14 protein-coding genes are annotated in these 16,070 nt (G+C 43.6%); 6 read left to right on the forward strand and 8 right to left on the reverse strand.

Features of this window, described 5'->3' with window-relative positions; translation table 11 throughout:
• Positions 1-151: 151 nt before the first annotated feature.
• A complete protein-coding gene (rodA, locus tag ACPEGP_RS02335; RefSeq protein ID WP_191689991.1) occupies positions 152-1,294 on the reverse strand; it encodes a rod shape-determining protein RodA in 1,143 nt (380 codons plus the stop codon).
• A 274-nt stretch (positions 1,295-1,568) separates the two neighbouring features.
• On the opposite strand from rodA, the gene ACPEGP_RS02340 reads away from it, so the two are divergent.
• Positions 1,569-2,546, forward strand: a complete 978-nt coding sequence (locus ACPEGP_RS02340; protein WP_200662148.1) for a D-Ala-D-Ala carboxypeptidase family metallohydrolase — start codon at positions 1,569-1,571, stop codon at positions 2,544-2,546.
• Between the two features lie 98 nt (positions 2,547-2,644).
• Here ACPEGP_RS02340 and ACPEGP_RS02345 read toward each other — a convergent pair whose 3' ends face one another.
• The 3 genes from ACPEGP_RS02345 to ACPEGP_RS02355 all read right to left on the reverse strand — a co-directional run bounded on the left by ACPEGP_RS02345 (position 2,645) and on the right by ACPEGP_RS02355 (position 6,085).
• Positions 2,645-4,090, reverse strand: coding sequence for a M16 family metallopeptidase (locus ACPEGP_RS02345; RefSeq protein ID WP_423813811.1), 1,446 nt, complete (start codon positions 4,088-4,090; stop codon positions 2,645-2,647).
• Between the two features lie 159 nt (positions 4,091-4,249).
• Complete coding sequence (locus tag ACPEGP_RS02350; RefSeq protein ID WP_423813812.1) at positions 4,250-5,821, reverse strand: M16 family metallopeptidase; 1,572 nt, start codon at positions 5,819-5,821, stop codon at positions 4,250-4,252.
• 111 nt (positions 5,822-5,932) lie between these two features.
• Positions 5,933-6,085, reverse strand: coding sequence for a hypothetical protein (locus ACPEGP_RS02355; RefSeq protein WP_156508480.1), 153 nt, complete (start codon positions 6,083-6,085; stop codon positions 5,933-5,935).
• 829 nt (positions 6,086-6,914) lie between these two features.
• On the opposite strand from ACPEGP_RS02355, the gene ftsY reads away from it, so the two are divergent.
• Positions 6,915-7,826: a signal recognition particle-docking protein FtsY gene (gene ftsY, locus ACPEGP_RS02360; protein WP_223808455.1), complete on the forward strand. Its 912-nt coding sequence runs from the start codon at positions 6,915-6,917 to the stop codon at positions 7,824-7,826.
• 62 nt (positions 7,827-7,888) lie between these two features.
• Positions 7,889-8,461 (forward strand): methylated-DNA--[protein]-cysteine S-methyltransferase, encoded by a 573-nt coding sequence (locus ACPEGP_RS02365; RefSeq protein ID WP_068405174.1) that lies wholly within the window; start codon positions 7,889-7,891, stop codon positions 8,459-8,461.
• A 181-nt stretch (positions 8,462-8,642) separates the two neighbouring features.
• Here ACPEGP_RS02365 and ACPEGP_RS02370 read toward each other — a convergent pair whose 3' ends face one another.
• Together ACPEGP_RS02370 and ACPEGP_RS02375 are read right to left on the reverse strand one after the other, a co-directional pair.
• Positions 8,643-9,572 (reverse strand): nucleoside recognition domain-containing protein, encoded by a 930-nt coding sequence (locus ACPEGP_RS02370; protein WP_423813813.1) that lies wholly within the window; start codon positions 9,570-9,572, stop codon positions 8,643-8,645.
• Between the two features lie 366 nt (positions 9,573-9,938).
• The gene (locus ACPEGP_RS02375; RefSeq protein WP_102077564.1) at positions 9,939-10,688 is read right to left on the reverse strand and encodes a YebC/PmpR family DNA-binding transcriptional regulator; all 750 of its coding nucleotides are present in this window, start codon (positions 10,686-10,688) and stop codon (positions 9,939-9,941) included.
• 356 nt (positions 10,689-11,044) lie between these two features.
• Between ACPEGP_RS02375 and ACPEGP_RS02380 the strand changes: the two genes are divergently transcribed.
• Positions 11,045-11,875, forward strand: a complete 831-nt coding sequence (locus ACPEGP_RS02380; RefSeq protein WP_191689982.1) for an ion transporter — start codon at positions 11,045-11,047, stop codon at positions 11,873-11,875.
• Here the strand turns inward: ACPEGP_RS02380 and ACPEGP_RS02385 are convergent.
• Both ACPEGP_RS02385 and aroQ read right to left on the reverse strand, forming a co-directional pair.
• Positions 11,872-13,173, reverse strand: a complete 1,302-nt coding sequence (locus ACPEGP_RS02385) for an ABC1 kinase family protein (RefSeq protein WP_423813814.1) — start codon at positions 13,171-13,173, stop codon at positions 11,872-11,874. The genes ACPEGP_RS02380 and ACPEGP_RS02385 overlap by 4 nt on opposite strands.
• A 167-nt stretch (positions 13,174-13,340) precedes the next feature.
• Entirely contained in the window at positions 13,341-13,874 is a 534-nt protein-coding gene (gene aroQ / locus ACPEGP_RS02390) for a type II 3-dehydroquinate dehydratase (RefSeq protein ID WP_068405182.1), read from the reverse strand.
• Between the two features lie 510 nt (positions 13,875-14,384).
• On the opposite strand from aroQ, the gene ACPEGP_RS02395 reads away from it, so the two are divergent.
• Positions 14,385-14,600: a cold-shock protein gene (locus tag ACPEGP_RS02395; protein WP_068405185.1), complete on the forward strand. Its 216-nt coding sequence runs from the start codon at positions 14,385-14,387 to the stop codon at positions 14,598-14,600.
• Between the two features lie 188 nt (positions 14,601-14,788).
• A complete protein-coding gene (locus tag ACPEGP_RS02400) occupies positions 14,789-15,976 on the forward strand; it encodes a DEAD/DEAH box helicase (protein WP_305935445.1) in 1,188 nt (395 codons plus the stop codon).
• Positions 15,977-16,070 lie beyond the last annotated feature (94 nt).

Consider the following 16,070-nt stretch of genomic DNA (forward strand, 5'->3'; position numbering starts at 1 on the left):
GCAAATTTGTTAACGTACCATTTTAACCCTGTCTATATAAGGAAGTTATATAGACATTTAAACCCAAGTTTATCGAGATTATCGAATGTAATATTGGTTATTAAAGATGAACTTTACAGGTGAATAGATTGTAAATAATACCTGCTATGGCTTAGCTGGATTTGTGAGTATGAATTGACATTAGTAGGCCAAAACCTGCCATTAACGTCACGATAGCAGTACCGCCATAACTGATAAAAGGTAAAGGTACCCCAACAACGGGTAAGATGCCGCCAACCATGCCGACATTGACAAAAATATATACGAAAAAAGACATCGCAAGTGCACCTGCCAGCAATCGACTATAAACATCAGGGTGCGAAAATGCGATATATAAAGCACGCATAAGCAGGCAAGCATATATAAACATCAACAATATCACGCCAAGCAGCCCGAACTCTTCGGAAAAGGCAGCAATAATAAAGTCAGTATGACCTTCTGGTAAAAAATGTAGATGCGACTGCGTGCCTTCTAAATAGCCTTTACCGGTCAAACCGCCCGCGCCAATGGCGGTTTTGGACTGAATGATATTCCATCCAGCACCTTGGACGTCAGCTTCAGGATTGAATAGCGTTAAAACGCGCGTACGTTGGTAGTCGTGTAATAAAAAGTTCCAAGCAAATGCCACCAATGGCACGGCTAATGCTGCCGCACTAGCAATCAAGCGCCATGATAGACCCGCTAAAAACAATACAAAAATGCCACTGGCTGCGACCAGCAAGGAAGTACCAAGGTCAGGCTCTTTGGCGATTAATAATACCGGCACGACAATTAACGCTAAGGTGATGGCAATACTTGATAATGAAGGCGGTAAGTCACGTTTGGATAAAAACCACGCACACATCATTGGCATACCAAGCTTCATAAACTCTGAAGGTTGAACGCTACCAAAACCAGGTAAGTTAATCCAGCGCTGCGCACCCATACGCACCTCGCCAATGATATCGACCAACACCAACAATATCAGCCCCAATACATAAAATATGGGCGTAAAGGTACGATAAAGGCTAGGCGGTATCTGCGCCATAGTAAACATCACCGTAAATGCCACGCCATAACTAATGACTTGGCGGATGACCATATCAGTGTCTTGGCTTGCTGCGCTATATAAAATCGTCAAGCCAATGCAACAAACGGTCAATAGCAATAAGGTCAGCCACGGATCAATATGGATACGTTGCCAAAGCGTCGGCGCACGACCTCGACCAAAGTGATGGCTTTGACGAGAAAAACGGTACTGGAGGTTAGAAGGCATAGGTGATATGTGACTGATAATTGGCGTGAAAGAAAAGTCTGCTTTGACAAACGATAAGTAAGCAATCAACGAGGGCAAAATATTTATCGGGCAGCTTAATTAAGAATTTGGTAGCAAAACCCTAATTTATCCGTAATAAAGTAACGACAATATAAACATTATAAGGATAAGTGTTAATAACGAATCAGTGACCATCAATTCGCTGCGATAGTTTAGCTTGCTTGCTTAAAATTTGATAGTATCGATAAAACGTTTTTAGCGGTAGTTTCTGGTAATGATAAAGACAAAAAAATTTATTTATAGGCACATTTATAAGCCTATTATCGTCCTAGGTATTTGTGCCAGCAGTATTTCTGTGCACGCCGCTATTATAAGTGATAATAGTGAGCGCCGCATCCAAATCCGTCATGGCAGTGGTACGAACAATAATAGTGGCAATGCTTATATCACACCCGCTAGCAGTTATGGCAGTCAAAGCAATAGCTATAGCGGCGGCGCAACCATCTTGAGTGAAGGCGCTCGTCGGTCAAATGGTATTAGCGGCGACAGTATGCAAGGGCTGATTCAACAAAAACAGCGCGAGTTTAACTTCGATAGCGCAGTATCGATAGAAGAAAACAAACGCGTCATTACCAATAGAGGGACGCCACGTTATAGCAGCGGTAATAATAACTTTGGAAATAGTAATTATAACGATTTTACCAGTATGGATTTTAATGTATGGTTAAATAGTAATAGTTACCGCGCAAGCCAAGTGGCCAATTATCAACAATATTTAAGCTCACGCGTCGGCGCAAGAAATGTACCGCCCTTATCTCAGCTGTTGACGACCGCTCGTAGTTGGGATAAATGTGGTTATGAGCCTTATCAGCTACCACCGCAGGAGTTATGGGCAAATATTGTACCGACCTTGCAGCTTTATAGTCAGCTAAAACGCCAAGGTATTTTACCTGCCAGTACCGAGATACGTTCAGTATATCGCAGTCCGGGGTTAAATAATTGCGCGGGCGGGGCGAGTGCGAGTAAGCACATGACCGCAGGCGCGATGGATATCTGGGTGCCTGAATATGAAGGCAACTTATGGCAGCTAAGTCGCATGCAAGATAGTCTCTGCGAGTTTTGGCAATATCAAGGGCAGTCGCATAACTTTGGTTTAGGACTGTATTCTACCGGTGCTATTCATCTTGATACCGATGGTTATCGCAAATGGGGCTTTAATCATGCCAGTAGCAGCTCCGCTTGCCGCTATTAAAAGCAGACTCTTCAATTTAAAAAGCTCAGCCAGTGATTACTGATTGAGCTTTTTTATTGAGCTATTTTTTAAGCGTCTGTAAAAATAAACGATGGATTCTACGACTTTTTCTTAGCTTTCTTCTTATCCCATGGATTGACCTCACCAACAGTCACAATCAAAAAGTTATCAGGCTTTAGAGTGTCGCGCAGGGTTTGGTTGACTTCTGAGAGTTTAACCTGTTCGATGCGATTGACATAATTGGTCAGATAGCTGTTAGGTAGCTGATAAAAATTCATCATACCAATTAAGCTGTTGATTCCAGCATTACTGGCAAATCCCATCGGAAAGCTGTTTTTTAAATTATCCGTGGTCAATTTCATCTCATCGCTGGTAATACCTTTATCTAATGTCTCATTAATCACGGCTAAGCTAGCATCAATTGCTGCGCGTGCTTTGTCATTACGGGTTGAAAATCCAATTTGATAAGGACCGCGCGCCAACATCGGGTTCATAGAACCTGATATGCCATAAGTATAGCCGAGGTTTTGCCTGACTTCGGTCATCAGACGCGCGTTAAAATCGCCCCCTGCTAGCACTTCATTACCGACGGCAAAGTTGGTTTGCTTTTGCTGCGCTTGCGGGTCAGTGGCACGCTTTTCGCCCAGTTGTCCCATCAATACCGTAGTTTGGGTGCTAGGAAACGGAATATGAATATGTTGAGGCTGGGTTAGTGGCTTTGGTTCGGGCAGGGCCGCCGCCGCTTGACCCGCTGGCAAGTCTGCCGTTATTTCTTCCGCCAAATTTTTCGCTTGTGCCAAAGTCAAATTACCCGTCATGGCAAGCGACGCATTGGCAGCGACTAGATAGCGATTTTTAAAATCAATTAGCTGTTGTCTATCAATATTAGGAACGCTTTCAAGCGTGCCAACCGATGGATGCGCATAAGGGTGGTCGCCATACAATACCTTACTAAAGGCGATACTGGCAAGACTGCCAGGGTCTTGCTTTTGCTGTTGTAAACCGACCAATAAGCGTGCTTTATTACGGGCTAAGATTTGCTCATCAAAGCTCGGTTCAGTAAGCATTTGCGTCATTAAATCAACCGCAGGCAGCAAATGCTTGTCATCAGATAAGCTGCGCAACGAGACAATAAACATGTCTTTATAGGCGCTACTACCTAAGCTGATACCCAAGGTTTCGACCGCCCGCGTGAACGCGTTTTCATCTAAGCGTTTGGAACCTTGTTCAAGCATCGTCGCGGTCATATTGGCGATACCAAAGCCTGATTCACTGATACTGCCATCACGCGCGCTACCGGCATTAAAGCGCAAATCAATATCGACAATGGGCAAGGTAGTGGTCGGCACGAAAAGCACAGGAATACCGGCTTTGGTCTTAAAGCTCTGTATGTCTGGAACCGTGACTTCTAAAGGTTTCGCATTTTCAAGACTGCTCAGCTTAGACAGAGCGGCAATAGGCGCACTGGTATCGACTGCAGCAGCTGGCGTACGAGCATCTTCGCCACCTGCCATATCTGCCTGCGCTACAGTGGTCAAGCTCATTATGCCAAAGAAGGCGCAAGCACTTACATAAGGCAGCTGTTTAAAATGTGATGATAAATTATTTTTTTTGAAAAAATGTATTTGCGTCATGTCTTTCTTCTTATTCATAAGGTCATCAGTATTGAGTTTTTGCCAAGTTAATTGGGTAGCACATTGATGTTATTTAGCTTTGCTAGCCGTTTCTTTAGTAGCGCTATCGGTAGCAATGTTTTTATTAACAGTGTCTTTGCTCATCTTATTTTGGCTAACGTTATTTTTAGCAGCAGTCTCTTTAGGCGGGATGATATGCATGACCGTTAAATTATCTTTAACCAAATACTTTTTACTTGCCGCTTGGATATCCGCAATGGTTACGCTATCAAGCTTGGTTGGCAATTTAGCCAGTAGCCTGTCATCAAGACCGATAGATTGCAGCGAGCCAATCATACGCGCCTGACCTTCCATGCTATCCTGTGCGTATATCAAGCCGGTGACAGTATTGGTTTTGGCGCGCTCGATTTCATCGGCAGAAATTGGGTCGGTTGATAGCTTATTAATCTCATTGATAATGGCTTGTTGTGCCTGCGCTAAACTGACGCCTTCGCGCGGGGTTGCTTGTATCAAAAACAGCCCATCGCCGCGATCGAGCAAATCGTAAGACGTACCAACTGTGGTCAGCAGTCCTTGCTCGCGTACCAGCCTGCTCTCAAGGCGTGCTGATAAACCACCATCTAATACATCTTGCGCAAGCGACAGCGCATACGCTTGCTTCTCATTGTTAGCGCCCGCTGTTACCAGACTGGGTACGTTATAACCCATCAATAAAACCGGCACTTGTACCGCTTGCTCAGACTCTACCTGCTGATAACCGCGAAAACCCTTTTGTGTGACCACAGGACGCTTAGGTAGCGCGGTCGGTTTTAGCTCACCAAAATAGCGTTTGACCTGCGCTAATACGTCGGTTGGTTCGACATCGCCGACGATAACCAACGTCGCATTATTAGGTGCGTACCATGTTTTGTACCAGTCTTTTAAGTCGCTAAGGGTGATTGATGCTAGCTCATTCATAGGGCCAATGACCGATTCGCCTTTTGGACTGTTTGGCATTGCCAGCAACCGAAATGACTCATAAGCTTTGGCAATCGGATTGTCATCCGTACGCTGACGACGCTCTTCCATGACCACTTGATGCTCTTTGGCAAACGCTTTATCATCAAAGACCAAATTGGTCATGCGATCTGCTTCTAGCTCTAAGGCTAACGGCAAGCGATTGGCAGGGAATAGCTCGTAATAACCGGTAAAATCGTAACTGGTAAAGGCATTATTGACGCCGCCAAATTTGGCAATCAAACGCTCATAATCGTCGCTTGATACATCAGCGGTACCTTTGAACATCATATGCTCAAGCACATGTGATATGCCGCCTTTATCGAGAGGTTCATCTGCTGAGCCGACGCGATACCAAATTTGGGTCATGACCACAGGCGCGCGGTGGTCTTCTTTGACCACTATCTTTAAGCCATTTTCAAGCTGGTATTCATGGCGACCAGACATATCCATGGTCAATGCTGAAGATTGTTCGGTATTTTCTAGCGTTTGATTTTTATTCACTACCTGTGTTGTTGCGGCATTTTTAGTCGTAGCAACTTCATTTGTCGAAGAAATTGCGCTGGTTTGGCAAGCCGCAAGGGTGGTCGCCATCGCTAAAGCGCAGGCAAAGCGTAAAGAGATAGTAGGTAAAGATGAGGGCATGATAGGTTCTACTTATATAAAAGGTAGCTGATAAGTGACTGAGTGATAAAATGAGAATGGCGTATATTTATGCTTAGATGAATATGCCTATTTATGATAAACATAACGCCATTATAAAGACTTGTGTGCTCCAACCATCACGCTAGCAGTCGGTTTAAATTCTTGTGTAGTGCTACAGCCAGTTGAAGACAACGCGATAGTAGCAACAAGCAAAGCGGCGCCCATTTGGGTCATTTTTTTATAATCGTTCGATAGTGATAACATAGGTCATTTCCAATATAAGTGGCCAAGTAAAGTAAACGAAATAGGGTGGCATAATCATGCTAAGGGTAGGCGAAGTTTGGCTTATTAAAGGTCAGATTTTTGTGTCCAAACCTTAAGCGAAACTTGCTTAGATAGTTATATGATTTATAAACCTATCATTAGGAAGGTTATTCTTAATTAGTAAGCGTTTTTATTATGAATTTATGAGTTTTTATAATTTAACCATGCTCTACGATGCTAAAGGCTAAGCGCCGCTTGAATTATGCTAAACTAGGCTAAAAATAATCGTCCGTTAATCATCAAAGGCGGGCGGCACATCATTTTAAAAACTACTGATAATGATAACTTTTAGGGCAAGCTTATGAATAATCCCAATAATAGCAATCGTGTGGTCATCAACCTCGACGGCGGTCTTGATGATTTGGATGACGATGATATTACCTTACCCAGTCTGCCAGCGCAATCGGTGCCTATCATCGATGAGCCTGAAGATACTTCACTTACCGATACAGCGGCAGACCTACCACTAGCGACGCCGATTATTGAGAAAGAAAAACAAAGCCCTGCTGCAAATACTATAGAGGGTACTGTAGAAACAACGGCAAAAAGTGCTACAAATACTGTTGCGTCGCAGTCTATAACTTCAATTCCTACGATGCCTCTGCAAGATCATCTGGGCGATAGTGCGAGCGTCACCTCTAAAAATAATGATAGCAGCGCTATTGATAAAGCAAAAACTGAGTTACAGCAGCCGACAACAGCGCCAGAAGAGTCGCAACAGTCAGAACAGACTGAGGAAAATAAGAAAAAAGGCAGCTGGTTTAATCGCATGAAGACGGGGCTGAGTAAGTCACGTAAAAATCTTGCCGAAGGGATGGTTAGTATCCTTATCGGTGGTAAAGAGATTGACGATGAGCTCTTAGAAGAAGTGGAAGACCAGCTGTTGGTGGCTGATATCGGTGTCAATGCAACCAATCGTATTATTAAGAGCCTGACTGAACAAACTGCCCGTGGCGATTTGATTTATGCCCATTCATTATATAAAGCACTGCAAACTGAGCTGGTCGATATCTTAACGCCAAAAGTTGCGCCATTAGTCATCGATACCAGTAAAAAGCCCTTTGTTATCTTGGTAGTGGGCGTCAATGGTGTTGGTAAAACGACGACTATTGGTAAACTTGCTAAGCGCCTGCAAGGTGAAGGAAAATCCGTCATGTTAGCGGCTGGCGATACGTTCCGTGCCGCGGCGACTGAACAGCTACAAATTTGGGGTGAGCGCAATCACATTCCTGTCGTTGCTCAAGGTCATGGTTCTGATAGCGCCTCTGTTATCTTTGATGCGATGCAATCTGCCAAAGCAAAAAATATCGACGTGTTAATCGCTGATACGGCAGGGCGCTTGCAAAATAAAACCCACTTGATGGCCGAGCTTGAAAAAGTCGTGCGCGTGATGCGTAAAGCTGATCCAAGCGCGCCGCATGAAGGCATGATTGTCCTCGACGCTGGCACGGGTCAAAACGCCATCAATCAGGTCGAGTTATTTAATGAAGTCGTGCCATTAACCGGTATTACCATTACCAAACTAGACGGTACGGCGAAAGGTGGTGTGGTGTTCAATATCGCTGAAACCACGGATGTGCCGATTCGTTATATTGGGGTCGGTGAGTCGATTGATGATTTGCGCGCCTTTAGTCCAAAACAGTTTGTCGCCGCTTTATTTGAGACTGACGATAAAGAGTAGCGCTCTATAGGTTTTTTACAATAAGTAAGTGTCAAAATTATGAGTGTTTAGAGGAAGGAATAATGATAGTCACCATCGCAGCGGTTGAGTCGCACCAGTTGGCGTTGATTGCCAGTACGCATGAGCATAGCAGCCCTAAGCTGGTCGAAGTCAATTGGCTGCAGGTGGGTGATTCTTGGCACAGCTCAAAATCTATTCCCAAGCTTAAAAAGCATTATGGGCTTGTCGATGAGGATTTCACCTTTATCGCTCAAAATAACCTGAGCAAAAGCGAGCCTGCTGAGGCGTTACTTCTAGAAGCGCTTGAGCAATTAGCAGCGTATTTTAAAGGTAAGCGTCAAGCATTCGACTTGCCATTAGACATAAGCTTAGGCACTGATTTTCAGCAATGCGTCTGGCAACAGCTGCAACAGATACCGCATGGTGAAACGATTAGTTATGCCACACTGGCGCAGCGAGTCGGTAATCCTAAAGGCTTTCGCGCCGTCGCCAATGCCAATGGCAAAAACCCCTTTAGCATCATCATTCCTTGTCACCGCGTTATTGCGAGCGATGGTAAATTGGGCGGTTATACCGGCGGCTTAGATAAAAAAACATACTTGCTGACGCTCGAAGGGGCTGAGGTTAAACGCTAAGGTTTTTCTTTACTAAGCCAAAAATTCTGACTATAAGTTTTTTGGCTATTTAAAACATTTGCCGCAGCCATTGCAATCCTTCGACTTTTTAAATATCACCTTGGTCCATACGTAATAAATAGATAAAACCACCATCATAAACACCAATAAATACTCGACCCATGTACTCATCATTACCTCTCTAAAATCCGAAAATTTGTCCTGTTACCCGATAGGTTAGCCACGCCATTAAATAAGCCAATACGAATAAATAGCTGGCTATGGCGATGGTTTGCTTTAAAGAGTTGGTTTCGCGGCGAATAACGGCTAGCGTGGCCAAACACATCGGCGCGTAAACATAAAATGCCAAAAATGAAAACGCAGTAGCCAATCCCCACTGCGTATGAATAATAGGAATAAGCGTCTGATTGACCGCTTCATCGCCGATGCTACCGACCGCATATACTGTGCCAAGCGCGGCAATAACGACCTCGCGCGCGGTAAGCCCTGGGATTAAAGCAATACACATCTGCCAAGTAAAACCAATGGGCGCAAAAATTGGCTCAATCATATGCCCAAGCATGCCCGCAAAACTATAATCAATCGCTGGGTTTGTCGCGCCAATCGGGGCTGCGGGAAAAGTCACCAATACCCACAATATTACCGTCATCGCAAAAATGACTGTACCGGCTCGCATTAAAAAAGCACTTACCTTGTCCCAAAGCTCACTGGCAATATGTTTGATATTTGGCAGACGATAAGTAGGGAGCTCTATCAATAAGGGAAATGCTGCCGCTTTTGCCGTCGTGCTATGAAAGCGTTTGAATAGCCACGATACAAACGCCGCTGAAAAAATACCGGCGATATACAATACAAATAAGGTCATACCTTGTAAGTTGAAAACATCTAGGACGGTTTGATTGGAAATCACCGCTGCAATAATCAGCGCATAAATCGGCAAACGCGCCGAACACGTCAGCATGGGCAATACCGCAATCGCCACAAAACGTTCTTTATGATCGGGAATAGTACGGTCCAGTAAAAAAGCGGCGCGCGGTAAATAACCTGAGTCCTCTAGTATTAATAAGAATAAAGGTGGTGTTCTAAAAAGTATGCTGGCGATAAAAGCCAATAAGAAATCTATGCGAAGTTCTCTGATTCTATAGGGCTTTCAAGACTTCAAAAATTATTCAAATTTTAATCAGCATACTTTTTGACACACCACCAGAATAAAAATAGCAGGGTGATTTGTGGTACGAACACCACGACGCTACCTACGCCAGCAACGACGCCATTGACGAGCAGGCTTTGTAATATCTCATCTGGTAGCCAGACTTATTGACGATACAATACCCATAAAGGATGATGCAAATAACAAAAAAAACCAGAGAGTATGACACTGTCTGGTTTTTATTTTTTGCTAAGGATAATATGGTTTTTGACGTAAGCTAATTAAATTTGCCAAGGTTTTTTGCTGGTAAATCTTAGACACATTAGGCTACTGTTCAAGCTGCGCCATGACTGCATCGGTAAAGCTCACATTACTATAGACTTCTTGCACATCGTCAATATCTTCTAGCATATCGATCATTTTCATCACTTTTAGCGCGTCGTCGATATTATCAATCTCAGCGCTGGTGGCAGGTGCCATAGTGACTTCGGCATTATCAGAGACAAGCCCTGCTGCATTGAGCGCATCTTTTACTCGACCGAAATTTTCCCATTCAGTAATAACCAGCAAGCTTTCACCATCGTTTTCGATATCCAGCGCGCCAGCGTCCAAAGCTGCGAGCATGACTTCTTCTTCTAAGCTGACATCGTTAAAAACGATTTCGCCGCGTTTGGTAAACAGATAAGCGACCGAGCCTGAGGTACCAAGATTGCCTTCATTTTTGGTAAAGGCATGGCGCACTTCACTGACCGTACGGTTCAGATTGTCAGTCATGGTTTCTACCAGGACCGCAACGCCGCCGACGCCATAGCCTTCGTAGCTGACTTCATCCATATTGTCATTATCATCGCCGCCTGTACCACGAGCCACCGCGCGGTTGATGGTATCTCGTGTCATATTAACTGATAAAGCCTTTTCGATTACCGCACGCAAGCGTGGGTTTTTATCAGGGTCGGGGTCACCTTGCTTGGCAGCAGAAACAATTTCACGAATAATCTTGGTAAATATTTTACCTTTTACCGCATCCTGACGGGCTTTACGGTGTTTGATATTTGCCCATTTTGAATGGCCTGCCATATGACGTCCTTACGTTTTACGGGTTGTTTATAGTGCGTATAAAAAGTTAGTAGGCTATGCCTTGTTAACAACTTTTTATACTTGATAAGGTATTGTTATTATATGATTGTGCGGTTAATAGAGTGTAATAGACCTATCGGCAAGTTAGCGATATGTATGTCGTTTGGCGCACTTTTTTGCTACACTGCTATCTTCTTTGTTTTGAGCGGCTACTGTCTGAGACTATGAAAACCGCTAGTAAAATATTGGCAGTATTATAAACCACTTTAGCGCATTTTGACCAACCTTAGCTTGCCCATATCAGCTTAAAGCGTTCGGTTTTTTATAACCATTGATTTTGTGACTATACCGACTTTATGAAACAACCAACCGCCGAAGCCATTACCCATTTGCGTAACCGCATTCATATCATTATCGAAGGCACGGATACCCGTTTGGGTAAGCTGTTTGATATCGTATTGTTGATTACGATTTTGGCCAGTGTTGCCGTGGTAATGCTCGATAGTGTGCTATATATGCGTTTGCAATATGGTACGCTATTTCGTTATGCAGAATGGTTTTTTACCATTTTATTTACCATTGAGTATATTTTAAGGTGGTTTTCGGCGCCCAATCGCTTTCGTTATGCGTTTAGTTTCTTTGGCATCGTAGATTTATTGTCAGTATTACCCAGCTATTTAAGCCTTGTATTTGGCGGCGTCCAGTATCTGCTCGTCATTCGCATCCTGCGTATCTTACGGGTATTTCGGGTACTCAAGCTCAATACCTACATGCAGCAAGCGGGCTTTCTTGCCTCAGCACTTAAAACCAGCCAACAGAAAATCACGGTATTTTTCTTATCACTCGTTTTGCTAGTGACTATTTTTGGTTCAGTTGTCTATGTGGTAGAAGGGCCGGAAAATGGTTTTACCAGTATTCCTATCTCTATTTATTGGGCAGTGGTGACGGTTACGACCACGGGCTATGGTGATATGTCACCGAAAACGCCAATCGGCCAAGCAATTGCATCGATGGTGATGATCACCGGTTATGCGATTATTGCTGTGCCGACAGGTATTTTTACCGCCGAGCTGGCACGTAACATGCGCCCACAGCTAAACCCGATTGCCTGTCCAAACTGTGGCAAATTCGGTCACGCCGTAGGAGCGGATTTCTGCGATCGCTGCGGTCATGCGCTCCATGTTTAGTAGTCTATATATTCTGCAACCAGCGGCGATAAGTCGATAACCACGCCTAGATTGACCAAATTCCAATACTGACCTGAAATGGTACGGTCAAGCATCATCGTCGTTGCTGATGGCTGAAACTGACCAAAATACTTTAACGAGGTGCGCATTTGGGCGATAGCTTCATGATGGGTTTGGCTGCTGCCAAAATCAAAAGGGCCTTGCTGATAAGGTTCTATGGATAAGGGTTTAAGTCCAATCTCTAACCACTCTTTATAAAATTCACCCGGCACAACTTTATCATCATCGCGGCGGATATCAAGGGCAATCAAGTCTTGCTCAAGCGCGGTCACATCGCCTTTTAAGGCATGCTTAGCAAAGCGGCGAAATAATTGTACTTCGCTGTCACTATAACTGCGGATACCACCAAAATCATAAGCCACAACGCTACCATCGGTGCGAAAAGCAAAGTTGCCAGGGTGGGGGTCGCAGTGCATACGGTATAAACCAAATAGCTGTCCAGCGCTAAAATGAAACAGGCGCTTAGCGATTTTTTGCTTAATGTCGTTATCCCAAGTTGCAGCAACAGCAAGCGGCTCACCCATCTCTTCGGTCAAGGTCAAAATGCGCTTGGATGAATGGCTACTGATCACTTTAGGGATAATTAGCCCTTCATCATCGGCATGAAAGGCGCCAAATACCTGTAGATTGTGCGCCTCTTTAACGTAGTCGAGCTCGTCATGCAAACTTTGGCGAATCTCATTAAACAGCTGCTCTTGTAACTGCTTACTCATATTGAGGACGCCAGCTATTTTTAGCGCCATGCGTACTTGTTTTAGATCGCTATCGCAGTTTTCATCAACATCAGGATACTGCACCTTTACCACCACCCTTTGTCCAGACGGCAAAACCGCTCTGTGCACTTGGCCGATTGACGCCGCGGCAAATGGCGCTTCTTCAAATTGGGTAAACAACTCAGCAATAGGCGCTTTTAATTCACGCTCAATTTGCGCGCGTATTTGTCCATAAGGCATCGGCGGCGCGTCTTTTTGGAGTTTTTCTAAAGCCGTCGCCACTTCAGGCGGAAACACGTCTTTATATTGGGAGGCGATTTGTCCCACTTTCATCACCGCGCCTTTCATTTCACCAAGCGTTTCAGCGATTTGCACACCGACGTCTTGCATCAGCGCTGAGCGCGCTTCTAGACGTTTTTCTTCGTCACTTGAGAGGTGCTTTAATGAGTTTTTAGCAGCTTTACCGGCGATACTTGCGGTCATACCAGCGAGTTTCATAAAGCGTTTTCCGGACGATTTTGCCATTCATATCACCATATCGTGGGTTGTTTTTCATGCGCTAATATTATTACTTTCATCATATCATTGCTGTTTGACTAATGTGCCAAAAGCAACTTGATCGCAACTTCAATGCTAATAGTCTTGTGCTTATTTGACGTTTTCTTTATATAGATAAAGTCATAATCTCTACGTTAACCGTCTAATTTTAAAGCATAAGTATGGGTTAGCCAATAATCCAATGCCATCTGATAACCCAAATGCCCGAGACCGCAAATCACGCCGACGGCTATATCGCTTAAATACGAATGCTGCCGAAACGGCTCACGAGCATGAACATTGGATAAATGCACCTCTATAAAGGGTTTTTGTGTTGCCAATAGCGCGTCGCGTATCGCCACTGAGGTATGGGTAAAAGCAGCAGGATTGATAATAATTGCATCTACTTGTACAGCGGTTTCTGCTAAAAGACCATAATATTGAATCTCATCGACCAGTTTGCCCTCATGGTTTGATTGGATACAAATCAGCTCGATACCGTATTTGGCGGCACGCTCGATCAAGTTTTTCTCAATATCAGCAAGGGTCGTATGGCCATAGATTTCTGGCTCACGTTTACCAAGTAGGTTAAGATTAACGCCATTGATCAGCAATAATTTGTGCGTCAACGTCTTATCATTTTGTTGTAGATTGCTATTTGCTTTTATTGGCTGAGAAGTGGTTGTCATAGTTATAGTTGGCTCTACAATTATTAAGGTAAGTGGGTTGCTATTATTAAAAATAAGCGGCGCCGTACTTTTATGACGGTGCTTTTTTGAAATTTTAAGAAAGAAAATACATCAAATATACGATGTTTTAGACCTTTATCATAACAGTTTGTCAGCATGGTTATAAAAATAACCGCAAAAACTGCCATAAGGGCTAAAAATCATATGAAAAGTCTTTATGTTGCCAAAAACCCATGCTATGATATTTTTTACGCAACAAATATTACTTGTTTGTTGCTAGTGCTGATATAAGCAAATAATATAATGCTTAGAGTATTTTGATAGTTGCTTATGTTGGTGAGGATGAATTTACTATACGCTGATTCATAAAGAGAGTAATAACAGGCTTTATGAGGCGATGATGGTATGTAAAGTAGTACTCTTACATTTTGATTTCATAATCTTCAACCCCGTTTATATGCAATGTCGCAAAGGAATTTGGGGTTAAGTGACTTTTTAGGAAGTAATATTATGTCAGCTCGTGAGCAAGGTATCGTTAAGTGGTTTAATGACTCAAAAGGCTTTGGTTTCATTCAACGTGATAGCGGCGAAGATATTTTTGTCCATTTCCGCGCGATCCAAGGTGATGGTTATCGCTCTTTAAAAGATGGCGAAAAAGTCGAGTTCAGTGTGGTTGAAGGCGAAAAAGGCCTGCAAGCTGAAGAAGTCAGAAAAGTAGAAGAGTAATTGCTACTGACATTAATGCCGTTTGGCTATAATGTCGTTACAAACTACTGATATACTACTAAGTCAAGCCCGTCTGTCTTGCCTATGTTGAATAAAACGCAGCATATTTGGTAAGTTTAGATGTTAGGCTTGGCTTTTTTATGCATGCTTGTTTTATTGTTTGTCTGCTTAGCGCAGATATGCTATTAATGGCAGGCAAATTATACAAAAGGATATTTTTTTTGAGTACTTTTAAGACGTTTACCGATTTGCCGTTATCAAATGCCACTTTGCGAGCTGTAAATGATTTAGGCTTTACTGAATTGACACCCATTCAAGCACAGATATTACCGCATACATTGGCAAATCAAGACGCTATCGGACAGGCGCAAACCGGTACTGGCAAGACGGCAACGTTTTTATTGACTATTATGGAAGCACTACTTAAGCGCCCCTTTGCTGCCGATGAAAAACGCTATTTGGGCGAGCCAAGAGCCGTTGTTATGGCGCCAACGCGTGAGCTTGCCCAGCAGATATTTGATGACTGTATTGCTCTGACCAAATATACTTCGCTTCACAGCGTTTGTATCATGGGTGGTACCAATTATGAAACTCAGCAGCATGAGCTTGAGCGCCAATATGTCGATATCTTAATTGCGACTCCAGGGCGTTTGATTGACTTAATGCATAAAGGCATGGTTTATCTCGATCGCGTGGAAGTGTTGGTGTTAGATGAAGCGGATCGTATGCTCGATATGGGTTTTATCCCAGATATCAAACGCTTGGTTGGTCGTATGCCGCCGAATACTGATCGTCAAAGCTTGCTGTTTTCTGCCACCTTTAACCAAGATGTGATGAATCTTGCCTATCGCTGGTTACATGAGCCAGAATTTGTAGAAATTGAGCCTGAGCATAAAACCAGTGAATTGGTCGATCAGCATTTTTACTTATTAACCGAAGATCAAAAGCTCGCCGCGGTCGAGCGTTTCATCACTGATGAGACAGTAGAGAAGGTGATAATTTTTGCCAACCGTAAAGACCAAGTGAAGCGTTTGTATCATAAGCTGCGTCAAGCGCATAAAATCGTCATGTTATCAGGAGATGTGATTCAGCAAAAGCGTGAAAAATATCTGCAACGCTTTAAAGATGGTCATGCTTCTGTGTTGGTGGCAACCGATGTGGCGGGGCGCGGCATTCATGTGGATGATGTCAGCCATGTGATTAATTATACCTTGCCAGATCAGCCAGATGATTACGTACACCGTATTGGTCGTACGGGACGCGCCGGACAAACCGGTATCAGTATCAGCTTTGTCAGCGAAGACGATGCTTTTAATATCCCAGCGCTAGAGAAGCATTTAGATACCAAGTTTCGCCTTGAGCAATGGCAGGAATGATTTTATTAAAGCAACTTTTATTTTGATAAATATTGCTGCATAAAAAAGCCCTTAACGTCATCATGATGTTAAGGGCTTTTTTATAGGGTCATGA

This window comes from Psychrobacter sp. 219-2-C (assembly GCF_049560815.1).
Classification (GTDB): domain Bacteria; phylum Pseudomonadota; class Gammaproteobacteria; order Pseudomonadales; family Moraxellaceae; genus Psychrobacter; species Psychrobacter faecalis.